Origin of the sequence: Neobacillus canaveralius (assembly GCF_047237705.1) — a bacterium.
Taxonomy (GTDB): domain Bacteria; phylum Bacillota; class Bacilli; order Bacillales; family Cytobacillaceae; genus Neobacillus; species Neobacillus niacini_K.
Window position 1 is genome coordinate 786,064 of record NZ_JBDFLL010000001.1, and the last position, 15,572, is coordinate 801,635.

At 40.8% G+C, this 15,572-nt stretch carries 16 protein-coding genes; all 16 read left to right on the forward strand.

The window, feature by feature from the left end; genetic code table 11:
* Positions 1-12: 12 nt before the first annotated feature.
* A complete protein-coding gene (fliG, locus tag ABC255_RS03840) occupies positions 13-1,014 on the forward strand; it encodes a flagellar motor switch protein FliG (RefSeq protein ID WP_412991428.1) in 1,002 nt (333 codons plus the stop codon).
* Positions 1,004-1,747: a FliH/SctL family protein gene (locus ABC255_RS03845; protein WP_412991430.1), complete on the forward strand. Its 744-nt coding sequence runs from the start codon at positions 1,004-1,006 to the stop codon at positions 1,745-1,747. The genes fliG and ABC255_RS03845 overlap by 11 nt, the downstream gene beginning before the upstream one ends.
* Entirely contained in the window at positions 1,740-3,068 is a 1,329-nt protein-coding gene (fliI, locus tag ABC255_RS03850) for a flagellar protein export ATPase FliI (protein WP_412991432.1), read from the forward strand. Before ABC255_RS03845 ends, fliI begins: the two co-directional genes overlap by 8 nt.
* Entirely contained in the window at positions 3,065-3,511 is a 447-nt protein-coding gene (gene fliJ / locus ABC255_RS03855; protein ID WP_412991434.1) for a flagellar export protein FliJ, read from the forward strand. The genes fliI and fliJ overlap by 4 nt, the downstream gene beginning before the upstream one ends.
* Positions 3,512-3,539: 28 nt before the next feature.
* Complete coding sequence (fliN, locus tag ABC255_RS03860; protein ID WP_412991436.1) at positions 3,540-3,887, forward strand: flagellar motor switch protein FliN; 348 nt, start codon at positions 3,540-3,542, stop codon at positions 3,885-3,887.
* A 14-nt stretch (positions 3,888-3,901) separates the two neighbouring features.
* The gene (locus ABC255_RS03865) at positions 3,902-4,486 is read left to right on the forward strand and encodes a flagellar biosynthetic protein FliO (RefSeq protein WP_412991438.1); all 585 of its coding nucleotides are present in this window, start codon (positions 3,902-3,904) and stop codon (positions 4,484-4,486) included.
* On the forward strand, positions 4,483-5,235 hold the full coding sequence (fliP, locus tag ABC255_RS03870) for a flagellar type III secretion system pore protein FliP (protein ID WP_412991440.1): 753 nt from the start codon (positions 4,483-4,485) through the stop codon (positions 5,233-5,235). Before ABC255_RS03865 ends, fliP begins: the two co-directional genes overlap by 4 nt.
* An 11-nt stretch (positions 5,236-5,246) precedes the next feature.
* On the forward strand, positions 5,247-5,516 hold the full coding sequence (fliQ, locus tag ABC255_RS03875; protein ID WP_045518430.1) for a flagellar biosynthesis protein FliQ: 270 nt from the start codon (positions 5,247-5,249) through the stop codon (positions 5,514-5,516).
* A 34-nt stretch (positions 5,517-5,550) separates the two neighbouring features.
* On the forward strand, positions 5,551-6,294 hold the full coding sequence (gene fliR / locus ABC255_RS03880; protein WP_412991443.1) for a flagellar biosynthetic protein FliR: 744 nt from the start codon (positions 5,551-5,553) through the stop codon (positions 6,292-6,294).
* A 3-nt stretch (positions 6,295-6,297) separates the two neighbouring features.
* The gene (gene flhB, locus ABC255_RS03885) at positions 6,298-7,380 is read left to right on the forward strand and encodes a flagellar biosynthesis protein FlhB (RefSeq protein WP_412991445.1); all 1,083 of its coding nucleotides are present in this window, start codon (positions 6,298-6,300) and stop codon (positions 7,378-7,380) included.
* Between the two features lie 13 nt (positions 7,381-7,393).
* Positions 7,394-9,424 carry a flagellar biosynthesis protein FlhA gene (gene flhA / locus ABC255_RS03890; protein WP_412991447.1) on the forward strand — a complete coding sequence of 677 codons (2,031 nt, stop codon included), beginning with the start codon at positions 7,394-7,396 and terminating at the stop codon, positions 9,422-9,424.
* Positions 9,421-10,548 carry a flagellar biosynthesis GTPase FlhF gene (gene flhF / locus ABC255_RS03895; protein WP_412991449.1) on the forward strand — a complete coding sequence of 376 codons (1,128 nt, stop codon included), beginning with the start codon at positions 9,421-9,423 and terminating at the stop codon, positions 10,546-10,548. The genes flhA and flhF overlap by 4 nt, the downstream gene beginning before the upstream one ends.
* Entirely contained in the window at positions 10,508-11,377 is an 870-nt protein-coding gene (locus tag ABC255_RS03900; protein WP_412991450.1) for a MinD/ParA family protein, read from the forward strand. The genes flhF and ABC255_RS03900 overlap by 41 nt, the downstream gene beginning before the upstream one ends.
* Positions 11,378-11,399: 22 nt before the next feature.
* Complete coding sequence (locus tag ABC255_RS03905) at positions 11,400-12,107, forward strand: sigma-70 family RNA polymerase sigma factor (RefSeq protein WP_412991452.1); 708 nt, start codon at positions 11,400-11,402, stop codon at positions 12,105-12,107.
* A gap of 125 nt (positions 12,108-12,232) precedes the next feature.
* Entirely contained in the window at positions 12,233-13,123 is an 891-nt protein-coding gene (locus ABC255_RS03910; protein WP_412991454.1) for an aminoglycoside phosphotransferase family protein, read from the forward strand.
* A gap of 595 nt (positions 13,124-13,718) precedes the next feature.
* On the forward strand, positions 13,719-15,503 hold the full coding sequence (locus tag ABC255_RS03915) for a S9 family peptidase (protein ID WP_412991456.1): 1,785 nt from the start codon (positions 13,719-13,721) through the stop codon (positions 15,501-15,503).
* Positions 15,504-15,572 lie beyond the last annotated feature (69 nt).

The window sequence follows — 15,572 nt, forward strand, 5'->3', positions numbered from 1 at the left end:
AGGAGCGATTAGATGGAACAGTATACAAACACACAAAAGGCTGCAATATTATTGCTGTCCGTCGGACCTGATGTTTCTGCGGGGATTATGAAACATTTAGAAGAAAAAGAAATCGAGAGTATCACAAAGGAAATTACCGAATTGCGCAGGGTTACCTCAGATGTAAAAGAGAAGATCATGAGGGAATTTCATCAACTGGCCGTAGACTCAAATATCGTTTCGTATGGAGGAATTGATACGGCAACAGAATTATTAAAACGTACCTTTGGTCCGGATAAAGCTGCAGGTTTTCTCAAACGGATGGGCAATCGGACCAACAACAAACCGTTTCAGTTTATTCAACAGGTCGAGCAATCACAAATTTATCATTTACTTCAATACGAAAATGCTCAAACCGTGGCATTGGTTTTATCCTATTTAGATGCAGAAAAGGCAGCAGCGACGCTTTCTGTCTTTCCACCAGAAAGACAAATTGAAATTGCCAAACGAATTGCAATGATGGACACCGCGTCACCGGAAATTATTCAACAAGTGGAGCAGGTTTTACAAGAAAAATTAACGATGACAAGCTCTCAGAAGCATGAAGCGCAAAAAGGGATTGACTCCATTGTCAGTATATTAAGCAGTGTAGACCGCGGGACTGAAAAAAATATTCTTGAAACATTGGAAAATGAGGATCCTGAATTAGCCAATGAAATCAAACAGAGGATGTTTGTGTTTGATGATATTGCTTATCTTGATAATCGATCGATTCAGCGAGTGTTAATGGATGTTCAAAATCAGGATCTTTATCTGGCGTTAAGAATGACAACCCAAGGAGTAAAGGATGCCATTTATCGAAATATTTCAAAACGACGCGAAGAGGGTCTTGAAGAATTGTTGAACTCAAATGAGCAAGTTCGTGTGAAAGATGTGGAAGATGCACAAGGCAGAATTGTAACCGTCATTCGTAAATTAGAGGAAGATGGTGTCATCATCATTTCTCGAAATGGGGAAGAGAATCGTGTCATCTAGACTCGTAAAATCATTTAATGTTGTAGCAAAAAATGGTCAAAAGGTTGTCGGTGTGAAACAACGAGTGCAAATGTTGGCGGAAGAAATGCAGATCCAGCCATTTGATTTTCAGAAAGAACAACTACTGTTGGAGATAGAGCAGCAAAAGGAACGTGCACAAGAAGAATTAAACGAATGGCGCACAAGGGAAGAGGAAAGTTTTCGTTCACAGTTGGAAGAAGAAAAACGGCGGGGGTATGATGAAGGCTATCAGCTTGGGATCAAGGATGGCATTCGGCATTCAAAGGAACAGTATCAAATTCATTTGCAAAAAGCAGCCGATTTATTAGAGCAAGCCTATCAAGAAAAAGCTGTTATCATTCAAGAAGCTGACCCGTTTGTGATGGAATTGACGATGGAAATTGCGAAAAAGGTGATACAGCAAGAATTGAAAACTCATCCTGAGACTTTACTCGAAATTATTAAACAGACACTGTCGTCTGTGTACGAGACAGACTCGATTTCAATTGGTGTGGCTCCTGAAGATTTCTCATTTGTCCAAAAACAAAGAGAGCAATTACTGGCCATGAATAACGGACAGATAGAGATAAAGGTTTTCCCAGATTATTCCATTCAGCAGGGTGGTTGTATTATTAGAACCTCGTCTGGCAGTGTGGATGCAAGAATTGATGTACAGCTAAGTGAAATCAAAAAAGTGCTTCTTGCTTATCAACAGGAGGATTCACGTGAGTAAATGGAAGATTAAATCCTATCTCGATATGCTAGAAACGATTAATCCAATCAAAATGAACGGAAAGGTTACACAGGTGATTGGTTTAACCATTGAGTCTCAAGGTCCCGATGTGAAACTGGGGGATATCTGTCATATCTTTTCCCCGCAGCAGCAGAGACCAATAATGGCTGAGGTGGTAGGATTTCGTAATCATAAGGTGTTATTGATGCCGCTTGGAGAACTTCAATCGATTGCACCTGGTTGTGATGTTGTATCAACAGGAAAACCGCTAACCGTTAAGGTAGGAATGGACCTTTTAGGTAAAGTGTTGGATGGTCTAGGCAATCCGATGGACGGAAGCACACTTCCTGCTGGACTCCTGGAAGCAGGAACAGATAATCTCCCTCCGAACCCCTTAACTAGACCAAGGATCACAGAACCCTTGAGTGTAGGTGTTCGAACAATTGATGGGTTGTTAACCGTCGGAAAAGGGCAAAGGGTCGGGGTCTTTGCTGGCAGCGGTGTAGGGAAAAGTACTCTTTTAGGCATGATTGCCAGGAACACAGAAGCAGATGTCAATGTCATTGGATTAATTGGTGAACGAGGCCGAGAAGTATTGGATTTCATTGAACGGGATTTAGGTGAGGAAGGGTTGAAAAAGTCGGTGGTCGTCGCAGCTACTTCAGATCAGCCGGCACTGATTCGTATCAAGGGAGCGATGATTGCTACTGCGATTGCCGAGTTTTTCCGGGACCAAGGGATGAATGTTAATTTAATGCTCGATTCTGTCACACGTTATGCGATGGCACAGAGGGAAATTGGTTTAGCGATTGGTGAACCTCCAGCAACGAAAGGATATACTCCTTCCGTTTTTGCTTTGCTGCCGCGTTTATTGGAGAGAGCAGGAACGAATGCAAATGGAAGTATTACGGCATTTTATACGGTATTGGTAGATGGCGACGATATGAATGAACCGATTGCCGATAGTGTTCGCGGGATTTTAGATGGTCACATCGTCTTAGACCGGAACCTTGCCCGAAGAGGGGTTTATCCGGCGATAGATGTTTTATCGAGTGTAAGCCGTGTGATGAGTGAAATTGTAACCCGTGAACATATACAGGCAGCGGAGATCCTAAAGCAGCATAAAAGTGTATATCTAAATGCAGAGGATTTAATTCAAATTGGGGCTTACAAGAGGGGGACGGACCGGGATATTGACCGGGCTGTGGATGTGAAGGAATGGATTGATCAATTTGTGAAGCAAGGGACAAATGAATCCCCATCGATAGAATCTACCATTGAACAACTGCTAACTAAATTTGGGGAGGATGGACGACTGTGACTTTTCAATTTCCATATATTCACATTTTAAACCTTAAAGAAAAGGAAAAAGAGCAAGCTTTACTAGAGTTGGGGGAAATCGGGAGGAAAAAGGAAGCTATCATGGAAGAACATCGGTCCTTGGAACAGAAAAGAATCCTATTTTTACAACAGGTGGAAACAGGAAAAGGGACTGCCTCCATTGCTGATATCCAACAACGAAATGAGTATTTCAGATATTTAAACCAAGAAATGTCTAAGTTAGAAGCGCAGATCCATCTAATTGATAACGAAATGGCAGTTAAGAAACTGGATTTATTAGATAAACAAAAGGATGAAAAAACATGGAATCATTTGCGTGATAAGGCGTTTGAAAAGTATGTCCAGAAACAGAAAAAAATCGAGCAGGATCTGATGGATGAAATGGCTGCGATTCGCCACTTTAATCAACATCTATCCCTGTAAGACCCTCTTTTGAAAGGAGCGGACAAACGTGAAGGAACAGAAGAACGGAGTCCTTGGAGCAGTTCAGTCAGTGCAGTTTTCACCACTTCCAGAACAGACACCAACAACTGCTGAGAGACAACAAATACAGCTATTAACGGACGTGTCCCTTCAAGTCTCTTTTGAACTGGGCAGAACCAGAAAAACGGTTCGGGAACTTCTTCAGCTGAAAAGGGGTTCGGTTATTGGCTTAGATAAACTAGCAGGAGAATATGTGGATGTGCTGGTTAATAAACATTCGATTGCTGTCGGCGAGGTAGTAGTTATGGATGACAAATTTGCGATCCGGATTACAGACGTGATATCTGATCAGGAAAAAGAGAGAAAAATTAAGTAAAGAGGGACAGTCTTGTGTGTACATGGAAAAAATGGATTAGAATACTTACGATTAGTCTGCTGGTTTCCCTTTTACCACTATCGGTTGTAGAAGCAAAAGAGGGAACCGTATATGAACAATTCGAAAAAGAATCACCGGCAGATCAATCGGTAACAAAAGCAAGTCCCGAACCACGAAAGGCTTCAGTGGTCCCTTATGCATTAAAATTTATCGGTTCTTTCCTATTAATCTTGTTACTTCTTTTTATCGTACTAAAATACTTATCTAAGAAAACGAAGAACTATTCCGGAGGGGGTCCGTTTCATGCACTAGGCGGGCATTCACTCGGTAACAATCGTTCCTTACAAATGGTGATGGTGGGAGATACCTTATACCTATTGGGTGTGGGGGAAGATGTGAATCTCATTCGAACCATTCCGCCGGGTGAAGAACAAAGAAGGATGCTCGAATCGGTTGCGGACAAACCAATTGTTCCGGTAACCAAATGGGGATCTCAGCTAAAGAAGACCTCACAGGAAAAGTGGGATGAATTCCTCTTAAAGCAATTAAAAGAAGTGAAATCCGGTAATCACCAACCAAAAAAGGGGGAGAATGGATGAAAAAGCTCCTCCTTCTTACACCTTTGCTCTTATTTTTAGGACAAGATCCTGTTTTTGCTGAAATAGATACCACTTCCATTCCAGGGATTAACATAGATATGGGAGGCTCGGAAAATATAGAAGGTACAGCTTTATCGATTAAGTTAATCCTCCTTCTTACGATTCTATCTGTTGCACCTAGTATTTTATTATTAATGACTTCGTTTACGAGGATTGCGATTGTTCTTTCGTTTGTCCGAACCGCACTCGGCACGCAGCAAATGCCGCCGACTCAAGTCATCATGGGACTTAGTATCATTTTAACCTTCTTTGTCATGGGACCCACTTTTCAAGAAGTGAACAACCAGGCTCTTCAACCTTTTCTAGAAGGAAAGATAAGTCAAGAAGATGCATTGGATGAAGCAGTTTCTCCTATGAAGGAGTTTATGGCAAAACAAACGCGTGAAAGTGATTTACAGCTTTTTTTAGAATACAGAAACACGAAGAATATCCAATCGGTTGAAGATATTCCACTAACGGCATTGGTTCCAGCCTTTGCGATTAGTGAACTCAAAACGGCTTTCCAAATGGGCTTTTTAATCTTTATCCCGTTTATTATTATCGACATGATTGTCGCCAGTGTTCTTATGGCAATGGGAATGATGATGGTGCCGCCTTCACTTATTTCACTGCCCTTTAAAATTCTCTTATTTATTTTAGTGGATGGCTGGAACTTGGTCGTGCAATCTTTATTCGTAAGCTTTAAATAAGGAGTAACATTATGACACCAGACAGCATTATGGGGCTTGCGCAAAGCTCGATCTATTTAACCATCCTCGTTTTGGCTCCTGTTTTAGGCGTGGCCTTGGCGGTTGGATTAATTATTAGTATTTTCCAAGCGATCACGCAAATCCAAGAACAGACACTGGCGTTTGCCCCGAAAATCATTGCTGTTTTTGTCAGTTTGTTGTTTTTTGGTCCTTGGATGCTCACTCATCTCGTTGATTACACAAGGAATATCCTATCAAATCTAACACGTTTCATAGGGTAATACTATGAGTATCCTAAATCTTTTGCCAATATTCTTGTTAGTGTTTGTACGGTTAACGTGTTTCTTTGTAACGGCACCATTATGGATGGAACGGCAAATTCCCGCGCCATTCAAGTGGGGAAGTGCTTTTGTTACCAGTTTGCTAGTGGTTGGCTTGATTCAGCCTGAACAGATGATTGAGATGGATTCTATTTTTATCCTGCTTGTTTTAAAAGAGGTCCTTATAGGTTTATGCTTAGGATTTTTTACAAATCTTTTGTTGTATGCTGTTCAGCTGGCTGGAAGCTTTGTTGACTTGCAAAGTGGTTTTGCAATGGCGACCATGTTTAATCCACAAACCGGAATCCAGGAAAATCTAACAGGAAGATTTTTCTATATAGTCGCAATGTTATTTTTTTTGTCCATAGACGGTCACCATGTCCTAATAAGAGGAGTGTTGGCCAGTTACAATTGGATTCCAATCGATTCCTGGCTGCCTGCAGGTGTTTCGGAAAACCTCGTTCAGTTATCGCTGATGATTGTAAAAGACATGTTTTGGATTGCGATATTAATTGCTTCACCCATTGTTGCAACGATTTTTTTAGTGGATATCGCGTTAGGAATATTAGCTAAAACGGTACCACAAATGAATTTATTTGTAGTCGGAATTCCAATTAAAATGGCCGTTCATTTTATCGTTTTATTTGTTTTCATTCCGGTCTTTTTAATCGTAATGGAAAAGCTGGTTCAGACGATGATTCATTCCTTCGAACAAATGTTGAAGATACTAGGGGCTTAAAAGATGTATTTAACATTAGATTTGCAGTTATTTGCTGAAAAAACTGAAAAAGCCACACCGCAAAAAAAGCAAGAGGCAAGGAAAAAAGGACAGGTAGCCAAAAGTACCGATTTATCGAATGCCATTGTCCTGTTATGTTCTTTTTCTTTCTTGTCCTTTTATGGGGAGCAGATAGCCGAACGCTTTTTACATATGTATCGGCTAGGATTCACGGATTGGTTAGTAATGGATGTAACACAACAATCGATTTCATTATTATTCTTTAAACTATTAAAGGATAGTGTAATCATTGCAGGTCCCATTATCCTGGCAGCCTGGCTGGGCGGTTTTGTCTCTGGGTTAGCGCAGGTTGGGTTTCTTGTTTCCACTGAAGCAGTGAAAATGGACCTAAAAAAAATCAATCCGGTTGAAGGGGCAAAACGTCTTTTTTCGGCACGAACCTTGGTAGAACTCATTAAATCGATTTTAAAACTAGTGGTCATTGTAACGGTAACAGGGATATTTCTTTGGCAGCAAAAAGCGGAGTTGTTGAAAATGCCGCAAATGGAACCGTTAAGGATGGTTTCGTTTCTTGGTTCCCTGACGGTAAAGCTGGGTATGGTTATTTCTGCTGTCTACCTTGTCATTGCGGTGGCGGATCTCTTTTATCAACGATTTGATCATGCCAAGAATTTGCGTATGTCTAAACAAGATATTAAAGATGAACATAAAAAGTCCGAAGGTGACCCGTTAATTAAACATAAAATCAAGGAAAAACAACGTCAAATCTCAAGTGCACGGATGATGCAGGAAATTCCGAAAGCACAGGTAGTGGTTACCAATCCAACGCATTTTGCCGTTGCAATTGCTTATGAGGCGGGGAAAACGAAGGTGCCGGTTGTGGTGGCAAAAGGTGCTGATTATTTAGCTCTTAAAATGAGGGAAGTGGCGAAGGAGCATCGGGTTGTCATCATGGAGAACAGACCGTTAGCGAGAACCTTATATGCAAGCGTTGAGATTGGAGAAGAAATTCCAGAAGAGCTATTTAAAGCGGTAGCGGAAGTACTGGCTTATGTTTATAAAGTGAGAGGTACATTAAGCAAGTAGAGGAGGTCGTGTTGTGACGATAAAAAATTTCGGTGTATTATTTGCAGTTATCATGATTGTTGCGATGATGGTTATTCCACTGCCAACATTCATGTTAGATATATTGCTAATTATCAATCTTTCCATCTCAATTATGATTCTATTAATAACAATGAACACGAAAGAACCGCTGGATTTTTCGATCTTTCCTGCCCTTCTTCTGCTGACAACTCTCTTTCGTCTTGCCTTGAATGTATCCAGTACAAGGACCATCCTTTCAACAGCTAAAGCTGGAGCCGTTATTGAAACATTTGGTGACTTTGTCATTGGCGGAAATATGGTTGTTGGTTTTATTGTCTTTTTAATCTTGGTGATTATTCAATTCATCGTGATTACAAAAGGTTCTGAACGGGTAGCGGAAGTGGCTGCCCGCTTTACGTTAGATGCCATGCCCGGAAAACAAATGAGTATTGATGCTGACTTAAATACTGGGATGATCAATGATCAGGAAGCACGTCTAAGAAGAAGCAAAGTCGAACGAGAAGCGGACTTTTACGGTTCGATGGATGGTGCAAGTAAATTTGTAAAAGGCGATGCCATCGCGGGCATTATTATTCTAATTATAAATATCATAGGTGGATTTATCATTGGAATGACGATGCACGGGATGGATTTTTCGCAAGCTATCAATACATTTACGCTATTATCTGTTGGTGATGGTTTGGTGAGTCAGATCCCTGCTCTGTTAATTTCTACGGCAACAGGGATTATGGTAACGAGGGCTGCTTCGGAGGGTAATCTTGGTGATGATTTAACGAAGCAAATGTCTGCGTACCCAAGCCTATTGTATATTGTAGCTGGATGTATTGCGTTGCTGGGAGTCGTCACACCGATTGGGATATTCCTTACTTGGGGGATTGCCGGACTGCTCGCTTTTGCTGCGTATAGCATTCAAAACAAACGCACAAAACAAGAGGAAGCGATAGAGAGTACACAAACGGAACAAGAGCTAGAAGCAGTAAGGAAGCCGGAAAATGTATTTTCCTTACTAAGAGAGGATCCGATTGAATTCGAATTTGGGATTGGTTTGATTATGCTTGCAGATGTCAATCAAGGCGGGGATTTATTGGACCGGGTTGTTGCGATTCGCCGGCAAATTGCGTTGGATTTGGGCTTAGTCGTTCCCGTCATTCGCATTCGTGATAATATCCAGCTCCGTCATAATGAGTATGTGATAAAAATAAAAGGAAATGAAGTAGCCAAGGGTGAGATTTTATTAGACCATTTCTTGATGCTAAATCCTAATGATGAGGAACATGGAATCGATGGTATTGAAACGGTAGAGCCGACGTTTGGACTGCCTGCGTTATGGATTACAGAGGACAAGAAAGACGAGGCAGAACTGTTTGGCTATACCGTCATCGACCCTTCTTCGATTGTCAGCACGCATCTTTCGGAAACGATTCGTAAATTTGCTCATGAAATTTTAGGACGAGAAGAAACAACCCAATTAATTAATCATGTGAAAGAAAACCAGTCATCTTTAGTAGATGAGTTAATTCCGAATATCCTTTCTGTTGGTGATGTTCAAAAGGTGTTACAAAAGCTGTTGAAGGAGAATGTTTCAATTAGAAGCCTTACCTCTATATTTGAAGCGCTCGCCGATTATTCGGTTTATACGAAAAATCCCGACATCCTAACGGAATATGTTAGGCAAGCCTTAGCCCGTCAATTAACGTCTCAATATGTTCGAAACGGCGTTGTTCACGCGATTCAGGTCGGTGCGGGTATTGAAAAGAAACTAGCCGAGTCGATTTCTAGGACCGAGCAAGGTGATGTCCTCACAATTGATCCTGAATCAAGCAATCAGATGATTCATTCCTTTTCTCAAAAAATTGAGCAAATGTCACAACTGGGAATCCGGCCAATTATTCTAACATCCGCAGGAATTCGGATGTATGTCCGGCAAATGATGGAACGGACATTAGCTGATATTCCAATTCTTTCCTATAACGAGTTGGAACCAAATGTAGAAGTGCAGAGTGTTGGAGTGGTAAATCTATGATCATCAAAACATATGTCGTCAACAACGTAACGGAAGCTTATCCGATGATCTTTCATGATTTAGGGACGGAAGCGTTCATCTTAAGTACGAAGCCAATTAAAACGGGAGGATTTTTCGGGTTATTTCGAAAAAAACAGGTTGAAGTGGTGGCTGCAGCCGATCATTATGCAGTAAATCCGACTCATATGGAATTGGCTATAGAAACCGAAAAACCTGTGAATGATACTCAGCACGCAGTACTGAAAGAGATTTCCGAGGTAAAGGGATTAATTAGTGCCATCGTTAAGGATGAAAAGAACTCCATACCAAAGGCAGTGGAAAAGTGGGTGCTTCGCCTCCGGGAACAAGAAGTGGACGAAGAAGTCATTCAGTATATTGTAAAAAAGGTGAAAATGAAGCAGATTCAAAACTTATCTGCTCAAGAGATTGAGCAATGCTTCTTAGCGAATATTGAACAGCTTTTAGAAGAAGGAAAAGCTAAAGATATAGATTCAAGCCCGTTTTTGATTACTTTAGTAGGTCCTACCGGTGTAGGTAAGACGACAACAATTGCCAAGTTAGCTGCAGCTCGTGTTTTTCAACAAAGGCAGAAGGTTGGTTTGTTGACGACGGATACTTACCGGATAGCAGCGGTGGAGCAGTTAAAAACATACGCGGGGATTTTGAATATCCCGTTAGAAGTTGTTTCCAACCCAAACGATTTGCAAAAATCGATGGAGGCATTGAAAGGCTGCCATATGGTTTTTATGGATAGTGCCGGCCGAAATTATCTAGAGGAAGAATATATTGAAGAAATCAATCAATATTTACACTACACAATACCGCAGGAAAATTATTTAGTTCTTAGTATGACAACCCGATGGAGAGATATGCGGAACATCGTTGAACAGATGAAATCAGTCCCAATCGACAAGCTTATTTTAACAAAGTGGGATGAGACGAGCTACTACGGTGTTGCTCTTAATATGGTCTATCACTATCCTTATCCTTTGTCCTATGTGAGTTTAGGACAGGGAGTTCCTCAGGATATTATGAAGACAGACCCCCTTTTTATGGCAAAAAAGATTCTAGGAGTAGATGAGAATGAAGCAGGATCAAGCACATCAATTAAGACAATTATCTAACTCCCTAGTTAGCCATGAGTGGATTTCCCAAGTTGTTACGATTGCTTCTGGTAAGGGAGGGGTGGGGAAATCAAACTTCACTTTAAGCTTTGCACTTAGTTTAATGGAGCTAGGAAAAAAGGTAGTCGTAATTGATCTCGATATCGGCATGGCAAACTTAGATATTTTAATGGGGACGACCCCAAAGCATCATTTGTGGGATATGATTCGAGAACGGAAAAGTATTTGGAGTGTATTAGAAAAAGGACCTGGAGGGTTGGAATATATTGCTGGCGGTTCTGGATTTCAGCAACTTCTTCAATTACAGGATGAGGAGAGAAAGTATTTTTTTCAGGAGATAGAAAAACTTCATGGGTATGCCGATATTATTCTGATTGATACGGGGGCAGGATTAACCGTTGAATCCCAACAATGTCATTTGTCAGCGGATGAAATTATCCTCCTTACAACGCCTGAACCGACTGCAATAGCAGACGCTTATTCTGTAATAAAAATATTACATAGCCAAAATCCTGCGCTTTCGTTTCAATTAGTAGTAAACCGTGTATCGCGCCAAAAAGAAGGAATAGAGGTTGCCAGTAAAGTGAAACTAGCTGTTCAATCCTTTTTAAACAAAGAAATAAAGATCTTTGGAGCGATTCCAGATGACTCTGCCGTTACACAAGCTGTATTGAAACAAGTTCCTTTTTATATCGCTTATCCACGATCGACTGCGTCAACGACGCTAAGAAATTTAGCTGAAAGATTTGTTGCAGGTACAGCGGTGTCACAAGAACACAAAGGTATTAAAGGGTTTATTCGAAATTTCTCTAGAATGCTAAGGTCATAATGTTTGGGAAGGGGAATATATAGTGAATTGGAATGTGGAAGAGGCAATGGATCAATATATTCCATTGGTTCATAAGGTTGTAAGGCATATGAAAAGGAGCCTATCTGATGCGGCGGATGAAAATGATCTCATTTCTTTTGGAATGACAGGCTTGTGGGATGCGGGTAAAAAGTTTGATCCTACCCAAGGAATCAAATTTGAAACCTATGCTGCTCAGCGGATTCGTGGCGAAATTCTCGATGGAATACGCCAAAATGACCATGTATCCCGAACATTGCGAAAAAAAGAGAAAACATACCGGAATGCCTTGGAGACATTAGAACAATCCTACATGCGTCGTCCCACTCCAAAAGAAGTGAGTGAACATATGGGAATAAGCATGAAGGAATATGAACAAACACAATTACAGCTCTCCTTTATTCATCAAGACTCATTAGACGAACCGAAAAGCTTAGAAGAAAATGCAGCGGTTCAACAACTTGAGGACAATAAATCGATTAAGCAGGAAGAATGGCTAGAAGCAAAAGAACGGAAAAAAGCTTTAGCTGAGCTGATTGATACCTTGCCAGAAAGGGAAAAACTCATTTTGGCATTAGTATACTTTGAAAATTTAAGCTTTACCGATGTAAGTAAAGTTTTTGGATTACATAAATCCCGCATTTCACAGCTTCATAATCAAGCCATCAAAAGGTTACGAAAAGCCCTCGAGACAAAGGGGATAGAATGGTAAAATGCTTTGAAAAAGACGAATCGTCCCCCCTCGATTCGTCTCTTTTTTTGTAAAAAAGGGATTATGAGGGGGAATGGTGAATTATAAATTCTAGAAAATGCAATAAGTTAGGAGAATACTATTTTATGATAATTTCTAGAAAATTTCAGGAAAAAATCATCAACGCATTTGGCCAGGCTGGAGAGGCTTGGATAGAGTCTTTAGAAAAAAGAGTCGAAACTTATTTACAAAAATGGGAGCTAACGAGTGAAGGTCCTGTGGATAATCTTTCTTATAATTTCGTTATAAAAGTGACGGATTCACATGGAACTCCATTGATTTTAAAACTTGGTGTTCCGAACTTTGACACCAGAAATGAGATGGTGACGCTTCAAGCCTATAATGGGGAAGGGTGTGCCAAGCTTTTGAAGTCTGACCCTGAAAATGGTGTCATGCTGCTGGAACGTCTGGTCCCTGGAAAAATGCTTTCTGCTGAAAGTGATGAAATGGTTGTTTTAGAAAATTTCATAAAAGTTTGGAAGGCCATTCGCAGACCGGTACCAGTAGGAACACCGACGCCATCCCTCTCCCACTGGTTTGAGGGACTAACACGGTACCGGAATGCTGGAGAGGGCCCTATTCCCTTGAAACATGTTCAGTTAGCAGAGGAGTATTTTCATCAGGTAATGGAAACATCGGAAGGACCCCAGCTGCTTCACGGCGACTTGCACCATGAAAATATTCTCTATTCTGAGGAAAAGGGCTGGATGGCCATTGACCCAAAAGGTGTCGCAGGGGACCCATATTTTGATGTGATTTCTTTTTTAATCAATCAATTAGAATCAAAGTCCGATCCAAGAACTATCCTGAAGCTACGTATCGATACAATCAGCGGACAAATGGGACTTGATCGCGGGCGACTGCTAAAAGCTGCGATTGCACTAGGAACACTTTATGCATGCTGGGGTGTAGAGGATTTAGCGGATTGGGAAACCACCTATCAATGTGTAAAATGGTTTATTGAATTTTTAGAGTAACAATAGACGATTTAAATTTCAATCGCCTGAAGTCTGAAAAATGCAATACTGACAAATCTCGTTATCGACCCCATGATGAAAGACAAAACTTTTGCCTTCTTTACGAGATTTGTCCTTCATCCCCATGATGAAAGACAAAACTTTTGCCTTCTTTACGAGATTTGTCCTTCATCCCCATGATGAAAGACAAAACTTTTGCCTTCTTTACGAGATTTGTCCTTCATCCCTATGATGAAAGACAAAACTTTTGCCTTCTTTACGAGATTTGTCCTTCATCCCCATGATGAAAGACAAAACTTTTGCCTTCTTTACGAGATTTGTCCTTCATCCCCATGATGAAAGACAAATCTTTTGTCTTCTTTACGAGATTTGTCCTTCATCTCCTTGATGAAAGACAAATGTCTAGCTCTCTTTATGAGATTTGTCCTTCATCCCCCTGATGAAAGACAAATCTTTAACTTCCTTATCGAGATTTGTCCATCATCCAACAAAAGACTCTTTTTTCTGCCCAATAATACCGAATGAACAGTAACCAACCTAAATAGAATGAAAGGAGGATATTTTTTACAAAGTCCAAGTGAATGGTGGTAATAGAATGAAGGAAATAACCATTGACCCTTATATCCACGTTCGTATGGTAAAAAGTTTTGAATACGATCCGAGAGGTAAGAAAATAAGCTTTATTTCGGATTTTACAGGAGTCCCGCAGGTATGGGAGCTTGACCGAGAGGACAGGTGGCCGGCGCAAACCTCTTTTACGATGAAGGGAATTACCTTTATTAAATATATTGCTGGAACGTCTGACTTGGTGTTTGGGATGGATGCGGATGGCGATGAAAAGGAGCAGCTGTACTTATTAAAGGAGAATGGTGAAAAACAAGCTTTGACCAACTCGCCAGAACATCTCCATTTATTTGGTGACAGCTCACCAGATGGAAAATGGATTGCTTGGTCCAGTAACCGTCGGAATCAAGCTTATTTAGATATTTATATTCAAAATCTAGAGACTCTGGAAATTCGCCGGGTATTTACCCAGGACGGAACGTATATGGTGGAAAAGTGGTTTCCTGATGGAAAATCGCTTTTAGTAAAAAAAGCAAACTCTCCCCTTGATCATGATTTAGGGGTATTTTCACTTTCTACCGGAAAAATGGACTGGATCACTAAGCATCAAGGTGAAGCCAGTTATAAGGATTTTCACTTTAATAAGGAAGGGAATCATCTATATTTTTTAACCAATCAGGAAAGTGAGTTCTTTGGACTCGCATTGATTGAGTTATCTACAAAACAATTTACCTGGCTGGAGAGGGCAGAGTGGGATCTTGAAGACTTAGCCATGAATAAGGATAAAAACAAAATAGCCTTTTCCGTAAATGTAGGCGGAATATCAAAGGGTCACCTCATCGATTTGGAACGAAGTAAATTATTTACGTGGGATACACCCATGGGAGTGATTTATAATCTCAGATTCTCACCGAATCAACAAAAGCTGGGCTTTGTGTTAAATGGACCCACTCATCCTCCTGACATATGGGAGGTGGACATAAAGACGCTCCAAGCGAAGCGGCTTACCTACATCTCGCGCGCACCTATCTTAGAGGAAAAATTAATTGAGCCTGAACAAATATCGTTCCCGTCCTTTGACCAGCTTCGAATACCTGCCTTTTACTATAAGCCTAATCATAATGCTGAGAAAGCCCCAGTGGTGGTCTATATTCATGGAGGACCGGAAAGCCAAAGCCGTGCGGTCTACAGCCCGTTTTTGCAATATTTCTTAAACCAGGGTTATGCGGTGGTTGCCCCCAATATCCGCGGCAGTACTGGTTATGGAAAAACCTATACGCATCTTGATGATGGTCGAAAACGAATGGACGCGGTAAAGGATGTAATTTTTTTAATGGAATGGCTGAAAAAAACAGGGGATATTCATGCTGATAAGGCAGCGATTGTCGGAGGGAGCTATGGCGGATTTATCGTACTCGCTGCTATCAGCCACTTTCCGGAATTGTGGGCAGCGGCCATTGATATCGTAGGTATGTCGAGTATCCGAACATTCCTGCAGACAACCAGCGCTTGGCGAAAAAAATTGCGAGAGGCCGAATATGGAACCATTGAAAAGGATGGTGCCTTTTTTGACCAAATTGACCCCTTGAATCATGCAGATAAGATTACAGCACCGCTAATGATTATTCATGGTGTGAACGATCCTCGTGTTTCAATCAAAGAATCGGATCAAATTGTCAGCAAACTAAAGAAACGTAAACATCCAGTCCGGTATATTCGCATCGAAGAAGAAGGACATACGATGATGAAACTGAAAAACAAACTAAATTCCTATTCGGAGATGGCGGAGTTTCTTGAAAATTATTTAGGGAAGTGATGATTTTTTCATAGGATATTAGTAGGATTTTATAGAAAACTTCTAAACAGAACAAGTGTTTTGTTGTAT